The organism is Mannheimia sp. ZY171111, assembly GCF_017750945.1.
GTDB classification, from domain to species: domain Bacteria; phylum Pseudomonadota; class Gammaproteobacteria; order Enterobacterales; family Pasteurellaceae; genus Mannheimia; species Mannheimia pernigra.
Genome location: NZ_CP046532.1, coordinates 1,150,719 through 1,177,448 on the forward strand (window position 1 = coordinate 1,150,719; position 26,730 = coordinate 1,177,448).

Sequence of the window (26,730 nt, forward strand, 5' to 3'; positions counted from 1 at the left end):
TTTATTCGATATTACGCTAATTTTTTGATTTGCGCGCTCAATTTAGATTTGTGGTTAGCGGCTTTGTTAGCGTGGATTAAGCCTTTAGACGCCATACGGTCTACGACTTTTTGCATTTCAACGAAAGCAGCTTGAGCCACTGCTTTATCGCCTGCTGCTACTGCTGCGTATACTTTTTTAATGAATGTACGCATCATTGAGCGTTGGCTTGCATTGTGTTGGCGGCGTTTTTCAGATTGAACCGCACGTTTTTTTGCTGACTTGATATTAGCCAAGGTCAAACTCCTAAAATATCTGTGTAAAAATTAGATATAAACCGTTTGGGTTTATATTTGCCTATCGATAGTTTTTAATTCATTTTCAACGAGACACGTGCTTGAAAATAACACCGTTTTTCTGATAGAAAACGATAGGGCAAGATTTTAACAGTTTTTTTCTGATTTTCCTATAACAAACTGCTAAAATTGCGATCGATTTTTAGAATCAAGCGGCAAGCGGTCTGATTTTTCAATAATTTTACCAATATCTTCTTTATTATGAGCAAGAAACTTTTAAGATCAGGAATGATCGTAAGCGGAATGACCTTGATCTCACGTGTGTTGGGGTTAATTCGCGATATTGTGGTAGCCACCATTTTGGGTACAGGCGTAAGTGCAGATATTTTCTTGTTTGCCAACCGTATTCCTAATTTTCTCCGTCGTTTGTTTGCTGAAGGTGCCTTTTCGAAAGCTTTTGTGCCAGTGTTGGCAGAATATAATGCGGATAACGATTTGGGTAAAACCAGAGAATTCATCGCCAAAGTATCGGGTACATTGGGAGGATTAGTAACTATTGTTACCCTTGTAGCAATGGTGGCCTCTCCTGTGGTTGCAGCCTTGTTTGGCACCGGCTGGTTTTTAGATTGGCTTGATGATGGACCTAATGCAGAAAAATTTACCCAAGCCTCGTTTTTGTTGAAAATCACCTTCCCTTATTTGTGGTTTATTAGTTTTGTGGCATTGTCGGGTGCGGTACTGAATACTATTGGGAAATTTGGTGTTATGGCATTTTCGCCTGTGTTGCTGAATGTGGCGATTATTGGCGTAGCGTTACTCGGAAGAGATTATTTTGAGTCGCCTGACATTGCCCTTGCTTGGGGCGTGTTTTTAGGCGGTTTGTTGCAATTTTTATTTCAAATTCCCTTTATGAAAAAGGAAGGATTGCTGGTTAAACCAAAGTGGGCGTGGAAAGATGAGGGTGTTACCAAAGTGCGTAAATTAATGATTCCAGCCTTATTTGGGGTTTCAGTTACACAATTAAATTTATTACTCAACCAAGTGATAGCTTCATTTTTGATTACAGGTTCAATTAGCTGGATGTATTACGCAGACCGCTTAATTGAGTTTCCGCTTGGTTTATTTGGTATTGCGATTTCAACGGTTGTGTTGCCTAGCCTTTCTCGTATTGCAAAAAATAAAGAGATAACTGAATTACAACGTAGTGAAAACTTTCAAAATACAATCGACTGGGGAGTGCGAATGGTGTTGTTGTTTGGCATTCCAGCTATGATCGGAATGGTGGTTCTAGCACAGCCGATTATTATGACGATGTTTATGCGAGGTAAATTTGGATTTGAAGATGTGCTGGCAACCTCTTATCCACTCTATGTAATGTGCTTAGGCTTAAATAGCTATATGTTGATTAGCGTGTTAGCAAATGGCTTCTATGCTAACCAAAATACGAAAACACCAGTAAAAGTAGGCATTATTGCGGCTATCAGTAATATCTTTTTTGGGTTGGCGTTTGCTCCGTTTTGGGGTTATATCGGATTGGCATTAGCATCTGCTTGTTCTGCTCTGGTGAATATCAGCTTACTGTATTTCCACTTATCAAAAAGTGGTTACTACCAAGTAAGCCGCCAGACGATGATTTTTGTCTTAAAACTTTTGATCGCGGCTTGTGTAATGGGCTCATTGGTTGGTTATTTTACGCCAGAGATTAAGCTTTGGTCATTAATGACTATATGGCAGAAAATATATTGGCTAGTTTGGTTGATGATTTTAGCTGCAGGCAGTTATTTTGCGGCAATTATCGCGTTAGGTATTCGTAAAAAAGAGTTTAAGGCTGCTGAATAAATGTTTAAATTGAAAATACCGCCACCACTTTTATTTCTTCTCTGTACGGCATTAATGTGGTTAATTAAGCGATTTTTACCTGCCTATTTGCCAGATTATCGACATATTGTGATATTAATCTTGGGCACTTTCATCATAATTATGGCGGTAATAATTGCAGTATTAGCAGTTATTACGATACGAAAAGCAAAGACGACAATGAGCCCCTTTCTGCTACAAAATACGACCCAAATGGTTACTTGGGGAATTTACAGCAAAAGCCGAAACCCAATGTATCTTTCATTACTTTTAGGTTTAATTGCTTGGGCGATATGGCTTAGTTCAATTTGGGTATGGTTTGTTTTGCCTCTATTTATCTGGCTGATAACCTATTTTCAAATTAAACCAGAGGAACAAATCCTCACCCAAAAATTTGGGCAGCGTTATTTAGATTATTCAAGGCAAGTCAGGCGTTGGTGGTAAAATACAAGCGGTTAGATTTTATGAGAAATTTGCAAAATTTTCCAAAAATCTAACCGCTTGTTTATACTGCTTGATGCTTAGTCTAAATGATTTACATCGGCAGTCATTAAGTTGTGTGAGTTATCCATTGCTAAATTGATAAAGCGTTCGTACTGTTGTAGTACATCAGCAATTAACTCTTCTTTCGTCATATATTGCACGTCATAACCTTCTCGACCATCTAGGAAGTAAGTGATAGGTTCATAAATCGTGTTTTCTTCAATATTCGGTAAATTTTCATCACCAACAACTAAGTCAGACAATTGACGAGGAACACTCTCAATACCATAGATGAAATTGCGTAAATTCTCTTTTATTACTTCAAACTCTAATTTAGGGTTTGTATCGTTAGTAAAATTCATTTTTGCAGTTAAACCATAGCTTTCAAACTCTTCAATTAACTCAAGGAATGCTGGTCTAGCAACTTTAATAAAGAAGTGGCGAACATCTTGCTGTTTGCTTGGATTGACGATTTTCTCCAGGCGTTGTTTCCAATCTTTACCTGCCCAATGTTGGCTACCTTGAGAGAATTTTTTGTTGAAATATTGATGATCGACCATTAAGCCTTTCCATAGTCCGAAACATAAGATTAGCATAATAAAGGTAAATGGCAGAGCGATAATCAACGTCATTGTTTGAAGAGATGATAATCCACCTGAATAAAGTAGCGATAATGCCAATACGGCCAATATTACACCCCAAAGTATTGTTTGCCATTTTGGTGCGTTTTCATCGCCTTGTGAGGCAATGCTATTAAGCACAAAAATACCTGAGTCTGCCGAAGTGACAAAGAAAATTGAGATGACTAAAACCGCAATGAAAGACGCGATGCTCCCAAATGGTAATTGCTCAAAGAACGTAAAGAGTAATTGTTCTGTATTTGCACTAACTGCCGCTAATGCCCCAGTGGTTTGTTGATCGAACCAAATGGCTGAGCCACCAAAGCTAGTCATCCATAAAATATTAAAGAGTGATGGAACGAACAATACACCTAAAATAAATTCACGAACAGTTCTACCTTTTGAGATTTTTGCGATGAATAAGCCGACAAATGGTGCCCAAGAAGCCCACCATGCCCAGTAGAGAACTGTCCAGCCACTTAACCACCCTTGGTGTTCAGGCTCGTAAGCAAAGGTACGGAAGCTGAGCTCTAATAATGAGCTAAAATAATAACCTAAGTTCTCTGTGAAGCTTGAGAAAAGGAATAGCGTTGGACCAGTTATAATCACAAACAGGAGCAGTAACCCAGCCAGGATTAGGTTAATTTCACTTAAGATTTTAACACCTTTGCCAACCCCTGAGATCGCAGAAAATACCGCTAATACCATTGCAACTGTTACCATCACTGCAAGCACGACAAAACCACTATTTTGAATTAACCCTAAGCTATTAAAGCCTGCGCTCACTTGCATTACCCCAAAACCGAGTGTCGTAGTTAAGCCGAAAATGGTACTACAAAGGGCCATAACATCAATAACATGTCCCCAAAAGCCCGAGATTCGATGTTTTAATAGTGGATAAAATCCAGAACGAACGGTGAGAGATAATTTATATCTAAAACCAAAATAAGCTAATGCTAAAGCAATCACACCATAAATTGCCCAAGCATGAATCCCCCAGTGATAGAAGGTGGTAATCATCGCTTCTTTCATCCGCTCTGATTCAGTTAAATTTTCTTGAACAGGTTTTAGGTAATGTAGAATTGGTTCAGCAACGCCAAAGTACATTAATCCGATACCCATACCAGCAGCAAATAACATAGCAATCCAAGAGCTGAAAGAAAATTCAGGTTCATCAGTATCTGCACCTAATTTAATATCACCTAATCGGCTAAATGAAAGGAATATCAGAAAAAGAAAAAAGATGGAGCCAGCAAAAATATAGAACCAACTAAAGTTTTGAAAAAGGATATTTTTGATCGCATCAAGCGAGGTTTGCGCAGTTTGAGGAAATACAATACAGAACACCGCAACAAAGCCTACAAAAAGTACGCTAGGAAGGAAAATCGGTGCTTTAAAGGTACTTCCTGCTTGTAATTTTTTTATTAAATTCAATGGTATTTACCTCTGTCGTTTATTATTTGGAAGCCCAAATATAGCAAAAAGTTATAAAAATAACAAATTATTATAAGAATTCGCATAAGCCTCTTCTTCTAGTTAGTATGAACTAGATGTAAAAAATCGTAAAAATTGACCGCTTGTATGCTTATGGCATTTCACAGCAATACAAGCGGTTGATTTTTCCTAAAAAATGACAATTCGAGACGTGATCACGATTATGCTTTTTCGATACCAAAAGAGATAACATCTTCAATTCTTTCGGCATTCATCGCAAGCATTAATAGCCTATCCACTCCAAGTGCTACCCCCGAACAGTTTGGAAAACCTGCTTTGAGTGCAGCTAGGAAACGAATATCTAGTTGTTGTGGCTCAAGCCCTATTTTTTCTCGTTGTAAGTTATCTTGCTCAAAGCGGTGAATTTGTTCACTGGCATCATCTAATTCGTGGAAGCCGTTACAGAGTTCTAAGCCTTTGTAATAAAATTCAAAACGTTCAGCAACACGGTGATCTTCCGAGCTTATTTGTGCTAATGCGGCTTGGGTGGATGGGAAATGATAAACGGCAGTGGGTCTCTCTTGCCCGATATTGGGTTCTACCATTTCACTGAATAAAAATTGCAATAAGGTGTCACGGCTTTCATCCTCTTCACATTGCAAACCTTGTTTTCTGGCTTTTTCAACTAATTGAGCTTTAGTGGCGGAAAGCGGATCCAATCCAATATGGGTTTGGAATATAAACTGGTAGCTAAACGATTCTGCAGGCTCGCAATCTAAAATTTGCTGTAGTAAATCATCTACTTCATTGATTAGGCGATACATATCAAAATGCGGACGATACCATTCCAACATAGTAAATTCGGGGTTGTGGTGTTTACCAGATTCTTCATTTCTAAACACTTTGCAAATTTGGAAAATAGGTCCGCTACCGGCAGCAAGTAAACGTTTCATATGATATTCAGGGCTAGTCATCAAATGGAGTGTTTTCGCCTCGCTGCTAAACGGTGATAAAAATTGTGTACTGAACGTAGAAAGATGTACATCAGTCACCGAGAACTCACTTAAAATTGGGGTTTCTACTTCTAAAATACCACGATCGGTAAGAAATTTACGTAATTCCGCTATGATTTTTGAGCGTTGGATTAGATGAGGGATTGAAGCTGTTGGCTGCCAATCAATGTTGTCGAGTTGTAAATTATTCATAAAAAATGACCGCTTGAAAATGTGTGGCTATTTTAGCCTAAAAAAGAGTCTAGCCCTAGTCATTCAATTAAAGAAAAATTAAAAGTGTTTTTAACTTTTTTGTAACAGATTACATTTTCTGGTTGTTAGCTATTGAAAATTTTCTCTTCGTTATTTTCTTATTACGAGCCATTCTCAATACCTTTGCTATGCTTTATTCTCTTTTTTGAGGTAGATCACAAAATTACACTTTTTATGTTACAAATTTGTAAAAACAGGTTATCTGATTGATTAAATAGTGGCACAATAGGGCTACTTTTAATGAACAAGTTTACTTAACTTTCGGAGTGCATTATGCAAAGTGTTAATTTTGATGTGGCGATTATCGGTGCTGGTGGCGGTGGCTTACGTGCGGCTATTGCTGCGGCGGAGGCAAATCCAAACCTGAAAATTGCTTTAATTTCAAAAGTTTACCCAATGCGTAGCCATACAGTAGCGGCAGAAGGGGGATCGGCTGCGGTAATTAAAGAGAGCGATTCTTATGACAATCACTTTAATGACACTGTAGGCGGTGGCGACTGGTTGTGTGAACAAGATGTTGTAGAATATTTTGTTGAGCATTCTCCAATTGAAATGACGCAGCTAGAGCGTTGGGGGTGTCCTTGGAGTCGTCGTGAAGATGGTGAAGTAAACGTTCGTCGCTTCGGTGGAATGAAAATTGAGCGTACTTGGTTTGCAGCAGATAAAACAGGTTTCCACATTTTACATACTTTATTCCAAACGTCGATTAAATATCCAAATATCGTGCGTTTTGATGAGCATTTCGTATTAGATATTTTAACAGACAATGGTGAAGCTCGTGGTTGTGTGGCGATGAATATGATGGAAGGCACATTTGTTCAAATCAATGCAAACTCAGTGGTTATCGCAACGGGCGGTGGTTGCCGTGCTTATCGTTTTAATACTAACGGTGGTATTGTAACAGGTGATGGTTTATCAATGGCGTATCGTCATGGTGTGGCTCTGCGTGATATGGAGTTTGTTCAATATCACCCAACAGGCTTACCAAATACGGGAATTTTAATGACGGAAGGTTGTCGTGGTGAAGGCGGTATCTTAGTGAATAAAGATGGCTACCGTTATTTGCAAGATTATGGTTTAGGGCCTGAAACACCAATTGGTAAACCTGAAAACAAATATATGGAATTAGGCCCACGTGATAAAGTTTCTCAAGCATTTTGGCAAGAGTGGCGTAAAGGTAATACCTTAAAAACCGCAAAAGGAGTAGATGTTGTTCATTTAGATTTACGTCATTTAGGCGAAAAATACTTACTTGAGCGTTTACCATTTATTTGTGAATTAGCGAAAGCATACGAAGGGGTTGATCCTGCTAAAGCGCCTATTCCTGTTCGTCCTGTGGTTCATTACACAATGGGCGGTATTGAAGTGGATATGAATGCAGAAACTTCAATTAAAGGCTTATTTGCTGTGGGCGAATGTGCATCATCAGGCTTACACGGTGCAAATCGTTTAGGTTCTAACTCATTAGCGGAATTAGTCGTATTCGGTAAAGTAGCTGGTGAAAATGCGGCTCGTTGTGCGTTAGATCTGACTTCTCGCATTCAGCCACAAATTGATGCACAAGCACAAGATGTATTAGCTCGCTTATATGCCTTAGCGAACCAAGAAGGTAATGAATCTTGGTCTGATATTCGTAACCAAATGGGCGATGCAATGGAAGAAGGCTGTGGTATCTACCGTACACAAGAAAGTATGGAAGGGGCAGTGAATAAAATCCAAGAGTTAAAAGAGCGTTATAAAAACATTAGCGTGAAAGATAAATCAAGCGTTTTTAACACCGATTTACTCTACAAAATTGAGTTAGGCTTTATCTTAGATGTGGCTCAATCTATTGCTTGTTCTGCGGTGGAACGTAAAGAATCTCGTGGTGCACACCAACGTTTAGATTATATTGAGCGTGACGATGTAAACTACTTGAAACATACCCAAGCATTTTATAATACAGATGGTGTACCAACCATCAAATATAGTGACGTGAAAATTACGAAATCACAGCCACAAAAACGTGTGTATGGTGCAGAAGCAGAGGCACAAGAAAAAGCGAAAAAAGCAGCAGAAGCTCAGATAAAACAATAAAAGAAGGAGCGAGAAAATGGTAAATTTAGAGAAAATGACCATCGAAGTACTACGCTATAACCCCGAAGCAGATAGCGAACCACATTTGGATAGATATGAAGTGCCTTATGACAGCCAAACCTCACTATTAGATGCACTTGGTTTTATCAAAGATGAATTAGAGCCAGAGCTTTCATATCGCTGGTCTTGCCGTATGGCGATCTGCGGGTCTTGCGGTATGATGGTAAATGGCAAACCGAAATTAGCGTGTAAGACATTTTTACGCGATTACAGTGGATTTATGCGAATTGAACCGCTCGCTAATTTCCCGATTGAGCGTGACTTAGTGGTTGATTTAAGCCATTTTATGGATAGTCTCGAAGCAATTAAGCCATATATTATTGATAATAAAGCACCACAAGGGCAACGTACTAAACAAACTCCTTCACAATTAGAAAAATATCGCCAGTTCTCAATGTGTATTAACTGTGGCTTATGTTATGCAGCTTGCCCTCAATTTGGTTTAAATCCTGAGTTTATTGGTCCAGCAGCAATTACATTGGCTCATCGCTATAACCTTGATAACCGTGATAACGGTCGTGAAGAGCGAATGAAATTGCTCAGCAGCAAAAATGGGGTGTGGAGTTGTACTTTCGTAGGCTACTGCTCAGAAGTTTGTCCGAAACACGTCGGACCCGCCTCAGCAGTGAACCAAGGCAAACTAGAAAGTGCGAAAGATTATGTTATCTCAATGATTAAACCGAGATAGGAGGAAGAAATGTCAGCGACAAAACGTAGACCTTATGTTCGAGGAATGAAAGCAAGTTGGTGGAAAAAACTCGATTTCTACAAAATGTATATGGTACGCGAAGCGACCTGTCTTCCAACAGTTTGGTTTTGCATCGTTTTATTTTATGGAGCCGTTGCATTAAGCAAAGGCACATTTGCAACTGATTTCGTAGATTTCTTACAAAACCCACTTGTGGTGATGTTAAACATTATCTCGCTTGCGGCAATGCTTTACCACGCGGCTACACTTTATGTAATGACACCTGAAGTGATGTCAGTGATAGTAAAAGGCAAACGCTTGCCCGCTTCTGTAGGAAGAAATATTCTTTGGGCAGCCACAGCGGCTATTAGCTTAATTGCATTAATCCTAGTTTATCTTTAAAAGGGGAATAAAATGAGTCTTGATCAAAATCCAAAACGTTCAAATGAACCACCTGTCTGGTTACTATTTAGTGCTGGCGGTATGATAAGTGCATTATTTTTCCCTGTGGTCATTTTTATTATTGGCTTATTGCTTCCATTTGGTTTAGTCTCGCCTGATAATATTATTGCATTTGCCCATACTTACATTGGAAAATTGACCATTATGATATTAGCGATTTTCCCAATGTGGGCAGGTATGCACCGTATCCATCACGGATTACACGATCTGAAAGTACATACTCCAGCGGGTAATGTGATATTCTACGGACTATCTATCTTATACACAATTCTCGTGATCATTGCAGTAGTCCAGATTTAATTTAGAAAAAGACCGCCTTAGACAAATGGGATAGCTTTCTTGATATCCTTACAAGCGGTCAAATTCATAGAGAAATTTGCAAATTGAATTTTGCTGATAAAACGATCGTTTTGTGCTAAAAATCTGCAGAAAAGATCTTTTTTAAAACTTTTTGCAAAAAACACTTGCGTTCGTATTATATTTCACTATAATGCACGGCACACAACGACGCACTGTTGTGAATGATTAGATGTTGATTACGGTGCGTCGTTTTGTTTTGTTCTTTAACAATTTATCAGACAATCTGTGTGGGCACTTGTTGATAGGCTTGATTTAAAAAATATTTTAAAACTTGAAGTCTTAATAGGTGCTTATAACTAGAAATTCATTATTTTTGATTTCTTGACTTAAGTTAAGTTTAGAAGTTGAAGTGAACTTTAGCTAAGCAGTTTATTGAGCGATTAAACTTTTAATTGAAGAGTTTGATCATGGCTCAGATTGAACGCTGGCGGCAGGCTTAACACATGCAAGTCGAACGGTAGCAGGTTAGTACTTGTACTAATGCTGACGAGTGGCGGACGGGTGAGTAATGCTTGGGAATCTGGCTTATGGAGGGGGATAACGACTGGAAACGGTCGCTAATACCGCGTAATCTCTAAGGAGGAAAGGGTGGGACTTTCGGGCCACCTGCCATAAGATGAGCCCAAGTGAGATTAGGTAGTTGGTGAGGTAATGGCTCACCAAGCCGTCGATCTCTAGCTGGTCTGAGAGGATGACCAGCCACACTGGAACTGAGACACGGTCCAGACTCCTACGGGAGGCAGCAGTGGGGAATATTGCACAATGGGGGGAACCCTGATGCAGCCATGCCGCGTGAATGAAGAAGGCCTTCGGGTTGTAAAGTTCTTTCGGTCGCGAGGAAGGCGTTGATTTTAATAGAATCGGCGATTGACGTTAACGACAGAAGAAGCACCGGCTAACTCCGTGCCAGCAGCCGCGGTAATACGGGGGGTGCAAGCGTTAATCGGAATAACTGGGCGTAAAGGGCACGCAGGCGGACTTTTAAGTGAGATGTGAAAGCCCCGGGCTTAACCTGGGAATTGCATTTCAGACTGGGGGTCTAGAGTACTTTAGGGAGGGGTAGAATTCCACGTGTAGCGGTGAAATGCGTAGAGATGTGGAGGAATACCGAAGGCGAAGGCAGCCCCTTGGGAATGTACTGACGCTCATGTGCGAAAGCGTGGGGAGCAAACAGGATTAGATACCCTGGTAGTCCACGCTGTAAACGCTGTCGATTTGGGGATTGGGCTTTAAGCTTGGTGCCCGTAGCTAACGTGATAAATCGACCGCCTGGGGAGTACGGCCGCAAGGTTAAAACTCAAATGAATTGACGGGGGCCCGCACAAGCGGTGGAGCATGTGGTTTAATTCGATGCAACGCGAAGAACCTTACCTACTCTTGACATCCAGAGAATCCTGTAGAGATATGGGAGTGCCTTCGGGAGCTCTGAGACAGGTGCTGCATGGCTGTCGTCAGCTCGTGTTGTGAAATGTTGGGTTAAGTCCCGCAACGAGCGCAACCCTTATCCTTTGTTGCCAGCACGTTATGGTGGGAACTCAAAGGAGACTGCCGGTGATAAACCGGAGGAAGGTGGGGATGACGTCAAGTCATCATGGCCCTTACGAGTAGGGCTACACACGTGCTACAATGGCGTATACAGAGGGCGGCGAGCCAGCGATGGTGAGCGAATCTCACAAAGTACGTCTAAGTCCGGATTGGAGTCTGCAACTCGACTCCATGAAGTCGGAATCGCTAGTAATCGCAAATCAGAATGTTGCGGTGAATACGTTCCCGGGCCTTGTACACACCGCCCGTCACACCATGGGAGTGGGTTGTACCAGAAGTAGATAGCTTAACCGCAAGGGGGGCGTTTACCACGGTATGATTCATGACTGGGGTGAAGTCGTAACAAGGTAACCGTAGGGGAACCTGCGGTTGGATCACCTCCTTACCAAAAAAAATCAAGTGCGAGGCTAGGCGAGAGTTTAGCGTCGCGACGACAGCAAGTGTTCACACAGATTGTTTGATAGAAAGTAGAATAAACAGAAACATCCTTTTGGGTCTGTAGCTCAGGTGGTTAGAGCGCACCCCTGATAAGGGTGAGGTCGGTGGTTCAAGTCCACTCAGACCCACCACTCAATGACGTGAGTAAGCGAAAGCGAAAGCACAGAATGTGAGTGAAAACTAAAAGGAAGTGGTAAGTCAATGATGTCTGGGGATATAGCTCAGCTGGGAGAGCGCCTGCCTTGCACGCAGGAGGTCAGCGGTTCGATCCCGCTTATCTCCACCAAGCATCGTGAGTCGTCATACCTAAGGTAGCAAGCGGTTGAATTTGAGCAAAGATTTGCAATATTCAATAAAAAAGAGACCGCTTGTTAATTTAGGTATGATGAGAGTCGAAAGACATTATCATCGTTGTTCTTTAAAAATTTAGAAACAAGCTGAAAAACTGAGAGATTTTCGAAAGAAAGTCTGAGTATGTAATAAAATCTTAGCTGAACAAAAGCAGCTAAGTGTTTAGTTTAAAACAGACTTTAAATGTGTTGTTATGTTGTTTTTTCTTTCCTTTTGATTGAAATACAAAAACAAAAACATTTGAGGTTGTATAGTTAAGTGACTAAGCGCACAAGGTGGATGCCTTGGCAATCAGAGGCGATGAAGGACGTGCTAATCTGCGAAAAGCTTGGATGAGTCGATAAGAGGCGTTTAATCCAAGATGTCCGAATGGGGAAACCCAGTAGATGAAGAATCTACTATCACTTGCTGAATACATAGGCAAGTGAAGCAAACCGGGAGAACTGAAACATCTAAGTACCCCGAGGAAAAGAAATCAACCGAGATTTCGTTAGTAGCGGCGAGCGAACGCGAAAGAGCCAGTGAGTAATAGCGGATTTATTAGAGGAATGAGCTGGGAAGCTCAATCATAGAGGGTGATAATCCCGTACTCGAAAATATTTCCGTGGTACTAAGCTCACAACAAGTAGGGCGGGACACGTGATATCCTGTTTGAAGATGGGGGGACCATCCTCCAAGGCTAAATACTCCTGATTGACCGATAGTGAACCAGTACTGTGAAGGAAAGGCGAAAAGAACCCCGGCGAGGGGAGTGAAATAGAACCTGAAACCTTGTGCGTACAAGCAGTGGGAGCAGATTTATTCTGTGACTGCGTACCTTTTGTATAATGGGTCAGCGACTTATATTTTGTAGCAAGGTTAACTGAATAAGGGAGCCGTAGGGAAACCGAGTCTTAACTGGGCGTATAGTTGCAAGGTATAGACCCGAAACCCGGTGATCTAGCCATGGGCAGGTTGAAGGTTGGGTAACACTAACTGGAGGACCGAACCGACTAATGTTGAAAAATTAGCGGATGACTTGTGGCTGGGGGTGAAAGGCCAATCAAACCGGGAGATAGCTGGTTCTCCCCGAAATCTATTTAGGTAGAGCCTTATGTGAATACCTTCGGGGGTAGAGCACTGTTTCGGCTAGGGGTCCATCCCGGATTACCAACCCGATGCAAACTGCGAATACCGAAGAGTAATGCATAGGAGACACACGGTGGGTGCTAACGTTCATCGTGGAGAGGGAAACAACCCAGACCGCCAGCTAAGGTCCCCAAGTACTAGTTAAGTGGGAAACGAAGTGGGAAGGCTTAGACAGCTAGGATGTTGGCTTAGAAGCAGCCATCATTTAAAGAAAGCGTAATAGCTCACTAGTCGAGTCGGCCTGCGCGGAAGATGTAACGGGGCTAAAACTAGTCACCGAAGCTGCGGCATCAATGGAAACATTGTTGGGTAGGGGAGCGTTCTGTAAGCGGAAGAAGGTGAGTCGAGAGGCTTGCTGGACGTATCAGAAGTGCGAATGCTGACATAAGTAACGATAAAACGAGTGAAAAACTCGTTCGCCGGAAGACCAAGGGTTCCTGTCCAACGTTAATCGGGGCAGGGTGAGTCGGCCCCTAAGGCGAGGCTGAAAAGCGTAGTCGATGGGAAACGGGTTAATATTCCCGTACTTGGTGTAATTGCGATGTGGGGACGGAGAAGGTTAGGTTATCAGGGTGTTGGATTACCCTGTTTAAGCTGGTAGTTGGGAAGATTAGGCAAATCCGGTCTTCTATTAACAACGAGAAGTGATGACGAGACTCTACGGAGTTGAAGTAACCGATACCACGCTTCCAGGAAAAGCCACTAAGCGTCAGATTACACTAAACCGTACTATAAACCGACACAGGTGGTCAGGTAGAGAATACTCAGGCGCTTGAGAGAACTCGGGTGAAGGAACTAGGCAAAATAGCACCGTAACTTCGGGAGAAGGTGCGCCGGCGTAGATTGTAATCCCTCGCGGATGAAGGTTGAACCGGTCGAAGATACCAGCTGGCTGCAACTGTTTATTAAAAACACAGCACTCTGCAAACACGAAAGTGGACGTATAGGGTGTGATGCCTGCCCGGTGCTGGAAGGTTAATTGATGGTGTTATCGAAAGAGAAGCTCCTGATCGAAGCCCCAGTAAACGGCGGCCGTAACTATAACGGTCCTAAGGTAGCGAAATTCCTTGTCGGGTAAGTTCCGACCTGCACGAATGGCATAATGATGGCCAGGCTGTCTCCACCCGAGACTCAGTGAAATTGAAATCGCCGTGAAGATGCGGTGTACCCGCGGCTAGACGGAAAGACCCCGTGAACCTTTACTATAGCTTGACACTGAACATTGAATTTTGATGTGTAGGATAGGTGGGAGCCTTTGAAGATGACACGCTAGTGTTGTTGGAGGCGTCCTTGAAATACCACCCTTTAACGTTTGATGTTCTAACGAAGTACTCGGAACGAGTACTCGGACAGTGTCTGGTGGGTAGTTTGACTGGGGCGGTCTCCTCCCAAAGAGTAACGGAGGAGCACGAAGGTTTGCTAATGACGGTCGGACATCGTCAGGTTAGTGCAATGGTAGAAGCAAGCTTAACTGCGAGACAGACAAGTCGAGCAGGTGCGAAAGCAGGTCATAGTGATCCGGTGGTTCTGAATGGAAGGGCCATCGCTCAACGGATAAAAGGTACTCCGGGGATAACAGGCTGATACCGCCCAAGAGTTCATATCGACGGCGGTGTTTGGCACCTCGATGTCGGCTCATCACATCCTGGGGCTGAAGTAGGTCCCAAGGGTATGGCTGTTCGCCATTTAAAGTGGTACGCGAGCTGGGTTTAGAACGTCGTGAGACAGTTCGGTCCCTATCTGCCGTGGGCGTTGGAGAATTGGTTGGGGCTGCTCCTAGTACGAGAGGACCGGAGTGGACGCACCGCTGGTGTTTCGGTTGTGTCGCCAGACGCATTGCCGAGTAGCTACGTGCGGAAGAGATAAGTGCTGAAAGCATCTAAGCACGAAACTTGCCAAGAGATGAGTTCTCCCAGTCTATAAGACTGTAAGGGTTGTTGGAGACTACGACGTAGATAGGCACAATGTGTAAGCGTAGCGATACGTTGAGCTAATGTGTACTAATTGCCCGAGAGGCTTAACTATACAACGCTCAAGTGTTTTTATAGAAAAAATAAGAAAGCACGAAGCGAAGTAACGTAAAGTAAAGACTAAACAAACAAGACAGACAAACAAATAAACTCAGAAAATAAATAAATAAACTCAGAATCAACAGCTTGTTTTTAGATTAAAGAACAAAAAATAGAAAGACAGAAAATCAACAAGATTTTCCCGACGACAATAGTGCTGTGGTTCTACCTGATTCCATACCGAACTCAGAAGTAAAATGCAGTAACGTCGATGGTAGTGTGGTGATTCGCCATGTGAGAGTAGAGCATCGTCGGGATTTATTTCCTTAGTTTTTTTGATAAAGAGATAAGAGAATTAAGGAAATAACCGAATTTGATTGATAATCATAGTGCTGTGGCTCTACCTGACTCCATACCGAACTCAGAAGTAAAACGCAGTAACGCCGATGGTAGTGTGGTGATTCGCCATGTGAGAGTAGGGCATTATCAATTTAAGTATTGAGGAGCGGTAGTTCAGCTGGTTAGAATACCTGCCTGTCACGCAGGGGGTCGCGGGTTCGAGTCCCGTCCGTTCCGCCAATTTATATTAAGGGGCAAATAATTATTTACCCCTATAATCTTATAAAAGTAATACCAGTAGGGGCGTAGTTCAATTGGTAGAGCACCGGTCTCCAAAACCGGGTGTTGGGAGTTCGAGCCTCTCCGCCCCTGCCATTATTTAGAAAGCCGACTGAAATCATCAGTCGGCTTTTTCGTTTCTGCATTGTGCAAAAAATGGGTAATTTATACCGCTTGTTATCTTTATTTTTCAAATGCATTTCCTTTCGCTTGACAGAGAGAGGAAAACAATCCTAAAAACTATACTTTAAATGGAATAGAGAAAAACGGTTTCTATATGCCATCTTTAGATGGAAATAATGGTTTTGTATGTCGGATTTAGATGTTGAAGAAGAGTAAGCTCTTGTTATTTTACAATATTTTTCTACCAGTAATTCTACACCACTCTTCTTTTTCTACTACTGGATCAAGGTTGAAGTGGTCCGAATAAGCCTCACACACACTTTCAGCTTGTGTAGCGAGAATGCCCGATAATCCTAAATTACCCTTTGATTTTACAAGGGTAATAATGTTAGGTGCAAGCTCTTTTAAAGGGCCAGCCAAAATATTTGCCACGACGACATCAGCTTGTAAATCTTTTGGCTGATCTTTGGCTAAAAAGAGCTGCAAGCGTTCTGAAACACCGTTTGCTTCCGCATTATTTTGGCTAGCTAAGATTGCCTGAGGGTCGATATCAATTCCGATTGCTTGTTTTGCACCGAGTTTAAGTGCAGCAATTGCTAAAATACCTGAGCCACAACCGAAGTCGATCACGGTTTTTCCTTCTAGATCTAAACCATCTAACCATTGTAAGCAAAGTGAGGTGGTTGGGTGTGTGCCAGTACCAAAGGCTAAACCAGGGTCGAGCATTACATTCACTGCATTTGGGTCTGGCACTTCACGCCAGCTTGGGCAAATCCATAAGCGTTTACCAAATTGCATTGGATGGAAATTATCCATCCACTCTCGTTCCCAATCCTTGTCTTCGATTTGCTCAATTTTATGGCTGAAATCAGGCGTAACCAGTGTGCTGATAATTAACGCTTCCACTATCGCTTTCATATCAGTTTCTGCATCGAATAAGCCGACTACATCAGTATTACCCCATAAGCGAGTTTCCCCTGGGAGCGGTTCAAAAATCGGTGTGTCTTGGCTGTCCATAAAAGTGACAGACACTGCCCCAATCTCTGTTAAAAAATCGCTGATTTCCTCAGCTTGTTTGTTTGTGCTGTTTAAACGAATTTGTACCCAAGCCATTTTATTTCCTTTTATTGGTATCAAGCGGTAATATTTTCTCTAAATTTTGCAAATTGAAATATAGTTATCCACGACCGCCCACCGTAATCTTATCTAATTTCACGGTAGGTTGCCCGACGCCTACTGGCACGGATTGCCCTTCTTTGCCGCAGGTGCCAATTCCAGGATCGAGTTCCATTTTTTTGCCAACCATTGAAACTTGTTGCATTGCTTCAATACCGCTGCCAATCAGGGTCGCTCCCGTAACTGGTTTGGTGATTTTGCCTTTTTCAATTAAGTAGGCTTCGGCGGTGGAGAACACAAATTTGCCAGAGGTGATATCAACTTGTCCGCCGCTAAAGTGTGGGGCGTATAAGCCGTATTCGACCGATTCGATCATCTCTTCAAATTCGTGATTGCCTTCGGTGAGGTAGGTGTTGGTCATTCTTGGCATCGGTAAATGAGCGTAAGATTCTCGTCTGCCATTGCCCGTGGGTGCAACGCCCATTAAGCGTGCGTTGAGTTTGTCTTGCATATAGCCTTTAAGAATGCCGTTTTCAATCAACACATTGCGTTGTGATGGCACCCCTTCGTCATCAATGGTGATAGAGCCTCGCATATCTAGTAATGTGCCGTCATCTACAATGGTACAAAGCTCTGAGGTTACCATTTGCCCTATTTTACCACTAAAGAGGGAAGCTTCTTTACGGTTAAAATCACCTTCTAAGCCGTGTCCGACTGCTTCGTGTAGTAGAATGCCCGGCCAGCCTGCACCAAGCACAATTGGCATAGTGCCTGATGGAGCAGGAGCTGCGGTGAGATTAACCAATGCTTGGCGCACAGCCTCTTTTGCGAGTGATTCTGCTCGGCTTAGACCTGTTGTATCTTGCTTTTCTAAAAACCATCTTAAGCCAAAACGTCCGCCTGTACCTGCGGAGCCTCGCTCACGTTTGCCCTTTTGTTCTACTAATACAGAAACGGATAATCGTACTAGTGGGCGTATATCGGTAGCCAAGGTGCCATCTGTGGCTGCGACTAAGATTTCTTCATAGACTGCGGATAAGTTTGCATTGACTTGAATCACGCGGGGATCTTCCATTCGAGCCGTTTTATCAATCAAATGGAGTAATTCTACTTTCTGTTCACGGCTGAGGGTGTCTAGCGGATTGACCGCAGCATAGCGTGGACAAGCGGTCGTTTTTTTGAAATTTTTTACCAATAATTGACCGCTTGTTTGACTGATAGAGCGAGCAGCCAGTGCACATTGTTCTAGCTGTTTGAGTGTGATTTGATCGGCATACGCAAAGCCTGTTTTTTCGCCTGACACAGCACGCACGCCAAAACCTCTGTCGATATAAAATCCTCCTTCTTTGATAATACTATCTTCCAAGCTCCAGCTTTCGTCTTGGCTGAGTTGGAGATAGAGATCGGCGTAATCAATATCACGCCCTGAAAAGTGATCTAACACTTGGTTTAAGTGAGATAATTCAAGCCCACTAGGTGCAAGCAAGCTATTTGAAATCTTGTTTAACATGGTGATTCCTAAAAATAAAAGGCGGTAGATTCTAACATAAAATCTACCGTCTTAAATGTGTAATTCGAGAATTAGCCTTTCAATCCTTCTTGCTCACGAACGTTATCTACCCCTTTATCTGCTTCAACTCGCTGCATAAACGCAGAAAGTTGTGAAAGATGAGAGAAGTCTAAGCCTAAACGGCGGCACCAGTTAAGCATAATGTAGAGATAGACATCAGCAACAGAAATTGTCTCACCAAAGAATATGTGGCTTTCCAAATGTTCGTTTGCCACCGCAAGTTGTTCTAATATCTGTTCAGCGGCTTGCTGGCGAATCGTGGTAATTAACGCTTCATTACCTTCTGCATAATTGGGTAAGCGGAAAAGTGGCACGAAGGATTTATGTACATCTGCGTTAAAATAAGCTAACCAGCGAGAGGCTTTCGCTTTATCGCGTGCGGTTTTGCTGCCAAAAAGCTTAGCATCTGGATAGAGTTCATCTAAATAGTGAACAATCGCTTGGTTTTGTGAAAGTACTAAATCGCCATCAATTAAAAGTGGCACTGCCCCTCGTGGGTTTAATGCCAAAAATGCTGGCGTTTTAATAAATTCACGATTTACCGCTTGAAATTCGTAGTCTTGATTTGTGTGAAGTTTTACCCATTCTAAAGCAACGTGTGGTACGAATGAGCAAGAGCCAACTAAACCATATAATTTCATTTTGATTTCCTCTTAAGGTAATAATTTTTCCAAACGCCATAAATCAGCGTAAGTCGCACGGGCTTTGATTAAGTGAGATTGATTGCCATCAACCATAATTTCGACGGCTTGTGGGCGAGAGTTGTAGGTAGAAGACATTGCTGCACCGTAAGCACCCGCTGAACGCATTGCGATTAAATCACCCTCTGCAATTGCAAGTTCTCTTTGCTTGCCTAAAAAATCAGAGGTTTCGCAGATTGGGCCTACTACGTCATAAGTGTCAGTTTGACGATCAAGGGTTTTATCCACTTCAGTAATTTGCATATAGGCTTCATAAAGGGCGGGGCGAATCATATCGTTCATACCTGTATCAACAATCGCAAAATTACGATCTTCATTTTGTTTTAAATATTCTACTTTAGTGACTAAAATCCCTGCATTTGCAGTAATAGCTCGACCTGGCTCAATAATAATTTCTAGATTTTCGTAGTCTTTTAACTTTTCCAATAACGCTTTGGCATATTCTGTTGGGTGTGGTGGCTCTTCACCATTATAAGGCACACCTAAGCCGCCCCCTAAGTCTAAGTGGTGTAGTTCAATACCGTCTTCACGAAGCTGTTCCATTAGAATGATGAGCCGATCGGCGGCATCTAAGAATGGCTGTAACTCGGTTAATTGTGAGCCAATATGGCAATCCATTCCTGTAATTTTTACGTTCGATAATGTTTTAGCCAAACGATATACTTCCCGAGCTTGGGTGACGCTTACGCCAAATTTGTTCTCCTTTAATCCTGTTGAAATATAGGGGTGAGTGTGAGCATCTACATCTGGGTTTACGCGTAAAGAAATCGGTGCGATTTTACCTAATTTGCCAGCAACAGCGTTGATGCGATGAAGTTCTGAAATCGATTCGATATTAAAACAACGAATGCCGACTTCTAAGGCGCGCTGAATTTCCGTATGTGATTTTGCCACCCCAGAAAAAACGACTTTTGCAGGGTCGCCACCTGCAGCTAGCACGCGCTCTAATTCGCCTTGCGAAACAATATCAAATCCTGACCCCAATCTTGCCATTATATTAAGCAATGCAATATTTGAGTTTGATTTAACCGCAAAACAAACTAAGTGTGGATGTGTGCCAAAGGCATTATTAAAAGCGTGCCAGTGACGTTCAAGTGTAGCTCGAGAGTAGATGTAAGCAGGCGTGCCATATTGTTTGATGATCTCGCTAACTGCAACATCTTCAGCAAAAAGTTGGTTATTTTGATATTCAAAATGGTTCATTGAAATTCCGTTGTGCTTGAGGATTTTTAAAGAAAGAGTACAAGCGGTCACAAAAAGCATCGCTTTTGCAAAATTTAATCAAAAAGCGACCGCTTGCAAATATTATTTTTGTTCGTGTTTAGGTGCTTGCTCAGGGAAGTAAAGCGGGCCTTTTACGCCGCAGGCACTTAAGCCTAAAGTGGTCACTAAAGTGATTAGCAGTAATTTTTTCATTAGTTGTTCCATTTAAAAAAGGTGTTCCATTCTAAAACAAAATAATCACCCTATCTATAAAAAATTACACCTCAATCTGAAGAGGAAATTGAGGTGCCAGTCACGTTATTTCGCGTTGAATTTATTTTAAGCTGCCAACCATATCTTTTGGGCGTACCCATTCATCGAATTGTTCAGCCGTTATTAAGCCTAAGTTAATTGCTTCTTCTTTTAAGGTAGTGCCATTTTTATGGGCAGTTTTCGCAATCTTGGCAGCATTTTCGTAACCGATATGAGTATTTAATGCAGTAACTAGCATTAATGATTGATCGAGTTGCTGTTTAATGCGAGGATAGTTTGGATTAATACCAGCTGCACAATGTTCGTCAAATGATACGCACGCATCACCAAGTAGTTGAGCTGATTGCAGGAAGTTATAAGCCATCACTGGTTTATATACATTCAGTTGGAAATGACCTTGTGTGCCTGCAAATGAGATGGTGACATCATTACCTAACACTTGGGCACAGACCATTGTCATTGCTTCGCATTGAGTTGGGTTTACTTTACCTGGCATTATTGATGAACCAGGTTCATTCTCAGGAATGAGTATTTCGCCAATACCTGAACGGGGGCCTGAGGCTAACAAACGTACATCATTCGCTATTTTGTAGAGAGAAACCGCAAGCTGTTTTAATGCACCGTGAGTTTCAACAACGGCATCGTGGCTAGCTAAGGCTTCAAATTTGTTTTGTGCGGTCACGAATGGCAGGCGAGTGAATTGAGCGATATATTCAGCAACTTTTATATCGTAGCCTTTTGGCGTGTTCAATCCAGTACCAACGGCTGTACCACCTAATGCCAATTCAGATAAGTGTGGTAGAGTATTTTCTAATGCTTTGATACCAAAAGCTAATTGTGCGGCATACGCCGAGAACTCTTGACCAAGTGTGAGTGGAGTGGCATCCATTAGGTGAGTACGCCCAATTTTTACTACATTTTTGAATGCTTCCGCTTTTTCTGATAAGGTTTTTTGTAAGCGTTTCACGCAAGGGAGGGTATGTTCTACCACTTTTTTATATGCAGCAATATGCATAGCAGTTGGGTAGGTGTCGTTAGAGGATTGAGATTTGTTTACATCGTCGTTTGGGTGAATGATTGATTTCTCACCAAGTTTACCGCCATTTAGCACATGTGCACGGTTTGCTATGACCTCATTGACATTCATATTTGATTGTGTGCCCGACCCTGTTTGCCAGATGACAAGCGGGAATTCATCTTTTAATTCATTAGCTAAAATTTCATCACAGGCTTTTGCAATTAAATCTCGTTTTTCGACCGCTAATACACCTAAGTCGTGGTTAGCGTAGGCTGCTGCTTTTTTTAAATAACCAAAGGCTTCAATGATTTCAGTTGGCATCGATCCTTCTTCGCCAATTTTGAAATTATTACGAGAACGCTCGGTTTGTGCCGCCCAATATTTATTAGCGGGGACTTGGACTTCGCCCATTGTGTCTTTTTCGATACGGAATTCCATGATTTACTCCTAATGTTTAGATAAGTTAAAAATCAGTATCCTAATGATTTAGAGGTATTAACGTGATACTAGCATAGAATGGAAAAGGAAAGGAACAGCCAAATATTATTCCTTATAGGTTTTTTATTATTTTATGATTTGGATCACACCATTTTAAATGGCGGTATTAAATTTTTTTCTTAAGCCAGAGGCATATAAAGCTTCATTGGCTTCCTGTAGTAATTCTTTTTTCTGCTGAATGGTGAAGGTATAAATATATTGATGATTTAATGCACCATTTAATTTAAATAGTAAATCCTCAGTTGCATCGAAACCTTGCATAATTAGTTTAATAAATGTTGAAATATAGCCAGTTTCAGAAAAGTCTTGTATTGAATGGATTCCTACTTTTTTCAGCATTCTCTCTAATTTTAGGTTCATATTAGGCAGAGTACGAATTTGTGTGGAACGTTTGTTATCTATTTTTTGTTTTTCAGATTGTAGCTCGTCTAGTGTAGATTGGACGAGTGATCTAAATTGCGATGTGTTAGTTAAAATAGTATTTGGAATAAAATAGAATTTTTTGCTTTGTAGCCCTATTTTGTCATCAGATAGATTATAGGTTTCAGGATGAAGAGTAATAGATTGCATATCGTTTCGAGAAATACGTAAGTAAGTTGTTCCATTTTGATATAATGCAATCATCAGATTATGCTTAAAAATGGCATAATAAGAGAAGTAAGTTTTTATCCGAAACTCTCCAAGAACAGGTTCAAATACAGGTGCGATTTCTTGTCTGATTTCATTAACTGTTTTCATACGCGTACTCCGATTTAAGTTATGTGATTATGGGTTTTATTAACAATAAATACTGTTATAAATAAAATTTCAATAGGGATTTTTTAGATTTGTGAAGTGGCTCGAAAAGTTTTTATAAAAAATGTGAAAATAGCTTTTGTTTGAGTTAATTCAAATGAAGCAGTTCGGATATTATGTATCTTAGAATGTTTGCTTATTTGACCATAAATAGAAAAAATTACTTGCATAAATACAATGAAAAGACTATTATAAGCAAACTTTAGGTCACTAAAGGCATTTGGTGTAATCATTTATCAAATGGCATTACAGATATTGTAATGTATACAATGTTCCTAATCTTGGAACTAAATAGGTTTAACTAAGCTCCCTTAATATTTTTATTATTAAGCTGGTAGTTTAGTTTTTTATTAGCTAAATTTTTTAATTGGAGCTCTGGTCTAATGCAGAACCAAAGAATCCGTATCCGCTTAAAAGCATTTGATCACCGTTTAATTGATCAATCTACTGCGGAGATCGTAGAAACAGCTAAACGTACTGGTGCACAAGTTCGTGGTCCAATTCCTTTACCAACTCGTAAAGAACGTTTCACTGTATTGATTTCTCCACACGTGAACAAAGATGCACGTGACCAATATGAAATCCGTACTCACAAACGTTTAGTTGATATTGTTGAACCAACAGAAAAAACTGTTGATGCATTAATGCGTTTAGATCTAGCTGCTGGCGTTGATGTTCAGATTAGTCTAGGTTAATTGGGAATTTTAAGAGGTTATTACAATGATTGGTTTAATCGGTCGTAAAGTTGGTATGACCCGCGTTTTCACTGAAGACGGCGTGTCTATTCCAGTTACCGTTATCGAAATCGAAGCCAACCGTGTTACTCAAGTTAAAACCCTTGAAAACGATGGCTACTCTGCAATTCAAGTTACTACTGGCACTAAAAAAGCTAGCCGTGTAACTAAGCCAGAAGCAGGCCATTTCGTGAAAGCAGGTGTTGAAGCTGGACGCGGTTTATGGGAATTTCGTACTGAAGGTGAAGAATTCACTTTAGGTCAAGAAATCAATGTTGACATCTTCACAGATGTTAAAAAAGTAGATGTTACAGGTACATCAAAAGGTAAGGGTTTCCAAGGTGGTGTTAAACGCTGGAATTTCCGTACTCAAGATGCTACACACGGTAACTCTTTATCACATCGTGTACTTGGTTCTATTGGTCAAAACCAAACTCCAGGTCGTGTGTTTAAAGGTAAAAAAATGGCAGGACACTTAGGTGCTGAGCGTGTAACAGTTCAATCACTTGAGGTTGTTCGTGTAGATGCTGAGCGTAAATTATTATTAGTTAAAGGAGCTGTTCCAGGCGCAACTAATAGTGATGTTATCGTGAAACCAGCTGTTAAAGCATAAGTCTAGGAGATAGAGATGGAATTACAAGTTGTAGGTGCAAATGCACTAACTGTTTCTGAAACTACCTTCGGACGTGAGTTTAACGAGGCGTTAATCCATCAAGTAGTTGTTGCGTATGCAGCAGGTGCTCGTCAGGGTTCGCGAGCTCAAAAAACTCGTGCTGAAGTGTCTGGTTCAGGTAAAAAACCTTGGCGTCAAAAAGGTACAGGCCGTGCACGTTCTGGTGATATCAAATCACCAATTTGGCGTTCAGGTGGTGTGACTTTTGCTGCGAAACCACAAGATCACAGCCAAAAAGTAAACAAAAAAATGTACCGTGGTGCAATCAAAAGTATTCTTTCTGAATTAGTTCGTCAAGACCGTTTAGTGGTTGTTGAAAAATTCGAAATTGATTCACCAAAAACTAAAGTATTAGCACAAAAATTAAAAGATATGGCGTTAACTGACGCTCTTATCATCACTGCAAATGTAGATGAAAACCTATTCTTAGCAGCACGCAACTTATATAAGGTTGATGTACGTGATGTTCAAGGTATCGACCCAGTTAGCTTAATTGCTTTTGATAAAGTAGTTGTGACTGTAGATGCAGTGAAACAAATTGAGGAGATGTTAGCATGATTCAACAAGAACGTTTGCTAAATGTGTTAAAAGCACCACATATCTCTGAAAAAGCGACAAACAATGCAGAAAAAGGCAATACTATCGTATTCAAAGTTGCATTAGATGCAAATAAAGTTGAAATTGCAAACGCAGTTGAACAACTTTTTGAAGTAAAAGTAGATTCTGTACGCACAGTGGTTGTTAAAGGTAAAACTAAACGCCGTGGTGCTAAAGTTGGTCGTCGTAGTGACTGGAAAAAAGCTTATGTAACTCTTCAAGAAGGTCAATCTCTTGACTTCGTTGAAGGTGCGGCAGAATAATCAGAGGAGATAATATAAATGGCTATCGTTAAATGTAAGCCGACCTCCGCTGGTCGTCGTCACGTAGTTAAAGTTGTGAACAATGAACTACACAAAGGTAAACCTTTTGCAGCGCTTTTAGATACTAAATCTAAAACTGGTGGTCGTAACAATTTAGGTCGTATTACGACTCGTCATATTGGTGGCGGTCATAAACAACACTACCGTTTAATAGATTTTAAACGTAATAAATTAGACATTCCGGGTGTTGTTGAGCGTTTAGAATACGATCCAAATCGTTCTGCGAATATCGCATTAGTTCTTTATAAAGATGGTGAACGCCGTTACATCTTAGCACCTAAAGGTTTATCTGCAGGTGATTCGATTCAAGCGGGTGCTTCAGCACCGATTAAAGTAGGTAATGCATTACCTATGCGTAATATTCCTGTTGGTTCAACTGTTCATAATGTGGAATTAAAACCAGGTAAGGGCGGTCAAATTGCTCGTTCTGCTGGTGCATACGTACAAATTATCGCTCGTGAAGGTAATTATGTCACTTTACGTCTTCGTTCAGGCGAAATGCGTAAAGTTTTAGCTGAGTGTACTGCAACCATTGGTGAAGTAGGTAACTCAGAGCATATGCTTCGTGTTCTTGGTAAAGCAGGTGCAAACCGTTGGAGAGGTATTCGTCCAACTGTTCGTGGTACTGCGATGAACCCAGTAGACCACCCACACGGTGGTGGTGAAGGTCGTAACTTTGGTAAACACCCAGTTACTCCTTGGGGCGTTCAGACCAAAGGTAAGAAAACTCGTCACAACAAACGTACTGATAAATTCATCGTGCGTCGTCGTGGCAAATAATTTTATTCATTAACTAAAAGGTAAACACCAATGCCACGTTCCCTCAAGAAAGGTCCTTTCCTTGACCTACACTTGTTGAAGAAGGTAGAGAAGGCGGTGGAAAGCGGGGATAAAAAACCAATCAAAACTTGGTCCCGTCGTTCAATGATCATTCCATCAATGATTGGATTGACCATCGCAGTCCATAATGGTCGTCAGCACGTTCCTGTTTATGTTTCCGATGAAATGATCGGTCATAAATTAGGTGAATTTGCCCCGACTCGTACATACCGCGGTCATGCCGCAGATAAGAAAGCTAAGAAATAAGAGGTAAAAGATGGAAACTATTGCTAAACATCGTTACGCTCGTACTTCTGCCCAGAAAGCTCGCTTAGTTGCTGACTTGATCCGTGGTAAAAAAGTTGCGCAAGCATTAGAAATCTTAACTTTTACTAACAAAAAAGCGGCAACGCTAGTTAAGAAAGTTTTAGAATCTGCTATTGCAAACGCAGAGCACAATGACGGTGCAGATGTCGATGATCTTAAAGTTGCTAAAATCTTCGTTGATGAAGGTCCAAGCATGAAACGTGTAATGCCACGTGCTAAAGGTCGTGCAGATCGTATTTTAAAACGTACAAGCCACATTACTGTGGTTGTATCAGATCGTTAATTAAGTGG

Annotated in this window: 23 protein-coding genes, 4 tRNA genes and 4 rRNA genes; 21 read left to right on the forward strand and 10 right to left on the reverse strand. The window is 41.3% G+C overall.

Translation table 11 applies throughout. From position 1 onward, the window contains the following. Positions 1-11 precede the first annotated feature (11 nt). Positions 12-275, reverse strand: a complete 264-nt coding sequence (gene rpsT, locus GM698_RS05510; protein ID WP_159628755.1) for a 30S ribosomal protein S20 — start codon at positions 273-275, stop codon at positions 12-14. A gap of 261 nt (positions 276-536) precedes the next feature. On the opposite strand from rpsT, the gene murJ reads away from it, so the two are divergent. Beyond that, entirely contained in the window at positions 537-2,114 is a 1,578-nt protein-coding gene (murJ, locus tag GM698_RS05515) for a murein biosynthesis integral membrane protein MurJ (protein WP_176807754.1), read from the forward strand. Then, positions 2,115-2,576: an isoprenylcysteine carboxylmethyltransferase family protein gene (locus tag GM698_RS05520; RefSeq protein ID WP_209289071.1), complete on the forward strand. Its 462-nt coding sequence runs from the start codon at positions 2,115-2,117 to the stop codon at positions 2,574-2,576. Between the two features lie 77 nt (positions 2,577-2,653). On the opposite strand, the gene GM698_RS05525 is transcribed toward GM698_RS05520, so the two are convergent. Continuing rightward, complete coding sequence (locus tag GM698_RS05525; protein ID WP_159628752.1) at positions 2,654-4,669, reverse strand: BCCT family transporter; 2,016 nt, start codon at positions 4,667-4,669, stop codon at positions 2,654-2,656. 221 nt (positions 4,670-4,890) lie between these two features. Continuing rightward, complete coding sequence (epmA, locus tag GM698_RS05530; protein WP_176807751.1) at positions 4,891-5,874, reverse strand: elongation factor P--(R)-beta-lysine ligase; 984 nt, start codon at positions 5,872-5,874, stop codon at positions 4,891-4,893. A gap of 333 nt (positions 5,875-6,207) precedes the next feature. On the opposite strand from epmA, the gene frdA reads away from it, so the two are divergent. The 12 genes from frdA to GM698_RS05590 all read left to right on the forward strand — a co-directional run bounded on the left by frdA (position 6,208) and on the right by GM698_RS05590 (position 15,765). Next, on the forward strand, positions 6,208-8,010 hold the full coding sequence (gene frdA, locus GM698_RS05535) for a fumarate reductase (quinol) flavoprotein subunit (RefSeq protein ID WP_209289072.1): 1,803 nt from the start codon (positions 6,208-6,210) through the stop codon (positions 8,008-8,010). A 16-nt stretch (positions 8,011-8,026) separates the two neighbouring features. Further along, positions 8,027-8,758, forward strand: coding sequence for a succinate dehydrogenase/fumarate reductase iron-sulfur subunit (locus tag GM698_RS05540; RefSeq protein ID WP_159628749.1), 732 nt, complete (start codon positions 8,027-8,029; stop codon positions 8,756-8,758). Between the two features lie 9 nt (positions 8,759-8,767). After that, the gene (gene frdC / locus GM698_RS05545) at positions 8,768-9,160 is read left to right on the forward strand and encodes a fumarate reductase subunit FrdC (protein WP_176809486.1); all 393 of its coding nucleotides are present in this window, start codon (positions 8,768-8,770) and stop codon (positions 9,158-9,160) included. 12 nt (positions 9,161-9,172) lie between these two features. Further along, positions 9,173-9,520 (forward strand): fumarate reductase subunit FrdD, encoded by a 348-nt coding sequence (gene frdD, locus GM698_RS05550; protein ID WP_159628747.1) that lies wholly within the window; start codon positions 9,173-9,175, stop codon positions 9,518-9,520. Positions 9,521-9,969: 449 nt separating this feature from the next. Then, positions 9,970-11,510: ribosomal RNA gene (locus GM698_RS05555) — 16S ribosomal RNA — on the forward strand. A 107-nt stretch (positions 11,511-11,617) separates the two neighbouring features. Further along, a tRNA-Ile gene (locus GM698_RS05560) sits at positions 11,618-11,694 on the forward strand. A gap of 79 nt (positions 11,695-11,773) precedes the next feature. After that, positions 11,774-11,849: transfer RNA gene (locus tag GM698_RS05565), tRNA-Ala, on the forward strand. 317 nt (positions 11,850-12,166) lie between these two features. Continuing rightward, positions 12,167-15,067: ribosomal RNA gene (locus GM698_RS05570) — 23S ribosomal RNA — on the forward strand. 185 nt (positions 15,068-15,252) lie between these two features. Continuing rightward, positions 15,253-15,368: ribosomal RNA gene (rrf, locus tag GM698_RS05575) — 5S ribosomal RNA — on the forward strand. 59 nt (positions 15,369-15,427) lie between these two features. Beyond that, a 5S ribosomal RNA gene (rrf, locus tag GM698_RS05580) occupies positions 15,428-15,543 on the forward strand. Together the 16S, 23S and 5S rRNA genes with 4 tRNA genes alongside form the textbook arrangement of a ribosomal RNA operon. A gap of 10 nt (positions 15,544-15,553) precedes the next feature. Further along, positions 15,554-15,630 (forward strand) — tRNA-Asp (locus tag GM698_RS05585). 59 nt (positions 15,631-15,689) lie between these two features. Next, positions 15,690-15,765, forward strand: a tRNA-Trp gene (locus tag GM698_RS05590). A 255-nt stretch (positions 15,766-16,020) separates the two neighbouring features. On the opposite strand, the gene prmA is transcribed toward GM698_RS05590, so the two are convergent. From prmA to GM698_RS05625, 7 genes are all read right to left on the reverse strand, one after another. Beyond that, on the reverse strand, positions 16,021-16,905 hold the full coding sequence (prmA, locus tag GM698_RS05595) for a 50S ribosomal protein L11 methyltransferase (protein WP_209289073.1): 885 nt from the start codon (positions 16,903-16,905) through the stop codon (positions 16,021-16,023). Positions 16,906-16,969: 64 nt separating this feature from the next. After that, positions 16,970-18,418 carry a metalloprotease TldD gene (gene tldD / locus GM698_RS05600; protein ID WP_176812031.1) on the reverse strand — a complete coding sequence of 483 codons (1,449 nt, stop codon included), beginning with the start codon at positions 18,416-18,418 and terminating at the stop codon, positions 16,970-16,972. A 71-nt stretch (positions 18,419-18,489) separates the two neighbouring features. Further along, entirely contained in the window at positions 18,490-19,119 is a 630-nt protein-coding gene (locus GM698_RS05605) for a glutathione S-transferase family protein (RefSeq protein WP_176807747.1), read from the reverse strand. A 12-nt stretch (positions 19,120-19,131) separates the two neighbouring features. Continuing rightward, a complete protein-coding gene (gene lysA, locus GM698_RS05610) occupies positions 19,132-20,382 on the reverse strand; it encodes a diaminopimelate decarboxylase (protein ID WP_209289074.1) in 1,251 nt (416 codons plus the stop codon). 102 nt (positions 20,383-20,484) lie between these two features. Then, positions 20,485-20,595 carry a lipoprotein gene (locus GM698_RS05615; protein WP_159628742.1) on the reverse strand — a complete coding sequence of 37 codons (111 nt, stop codon included), beginning with the start codon at positions 20,593-20,595 and terminating at the stop codon, positions 20,485-20,487. A 121-nt stretch (positions 20,596-20,716) separates the two neighbouring features. Beyond that, positions 20,717-22,111, reverse strand: coding sequence for a class II fumarate hydratase (gene fumC, locus GM698_RS05620; RefSeq protein WP_176812028.1), 1,395 nt, complete (start codon positions 22,109-22,111; stop codon positions 20,717-20,719). A 153-nt stretch (positions 22,112-22,264) separates the two neighbouring features. Further along, a complete protein-coding gene (locus GM698_RS05625) occupies positions 22,265-22,909 on the reverse strand; it encodes a TfoX/Sxy family DNA transformation protein (protein ID WP_159628740.1) in 645 nt (214 codons plus the stop codon). 440 nt (positions 22,910-23,349) lie between these two features. On the opposite strand from GM698_RS05625, the gene rpsJ reads away from it, so the two are divergent. The 7 genes from rpsJ to rplV are packed head-to-tail and all read left to right on the forward strand — an operon-like array spanning position 23,350 to position 26,722. Beyond that, positions 23,350-23,661, forward strand: coding sequence for a 30S ribosomal protein S10 (rpsJ, locus tag GM698_RS05630; RefSeq protein WP_001181005.1), 312 nt, complete (start codon positions 23,350-23,352; stop codon positions 23,659-23,661). 25 nt (positions 23,662-23,686) lie between these two features. Then, positions 23,687-24,313 (forward strand): 50S ribosomal protein L3, encoded by a 627-nt coding sequence (gene rplC / locus GM698_RS05635; RefSeq protein WP_005706393.1) that lies wholly within the window; start codon positions 23,687-23,689, stop codon positions 24,311-24,313. A 15-nt stretch (positions 24,314-24,328) separates the two neighbouring features. After that, entirely contained in the window at positions 24,329-24,931 is a 603-nt protein-coding gene (gene rplD, locus GM698_RS05640) for a 50S ribosomal protein L4 (RefSeq protein WP_159628738.1), read from the forward strand. Then, on the forward strand, positions 24,928-25,233 hold the full coding sequence (rplW, locus tag GM698_RS05645) for a 50S ribosomal protein L23 (protein WP_025236919.1): 306 nt from the start codon (positions 24,928-24,930) through the stop codon (positions 25,231-25,233). Before rplD ends, rplW begins: the two co-directional genes overlap by 4 nt. 18 nt (positions 25,234-25,251) lie before the next feature. Next, positions 25,252-26,073, forward strand: coding sequence for a 50S ribosomal protein L2 (gene rplB / locus GM698_RS05650; protein ID WP_159628736.1), 822 nt, complete (start codon positions 25,252-25,254; stop codon positions 26,071-26,073). 30 nt (positions 26,074-26,103) lie between these two features. Continuing rightward, on the forward strand, positions 26,104-26,379 hold the full coding sequence (gene rpsS / locus GM698_RS05655; RefSeq protein ID WP_005539416.1) for a 30S ribosomal protein S19: 276 nt from the start codon (positions 26,104-26,106) through the stop codon (positions 26,377-26,379). 10 nt (positions 26,380-26,389) lie between these two features. Next, on the forward strand, positions 26,390-26,722 hold the full coding sequence (gene rplV / locus GM698_RS05660; protein WP_025236917.1) for a 50S ribosomal protein L22: 333 nt from the start codon (positions 26,390-26,392) through the stop codon (positions 26,720-26,722). The last annotated feature ends 8 nt before the right edge of the window (positions 26,723-26,730 follow it).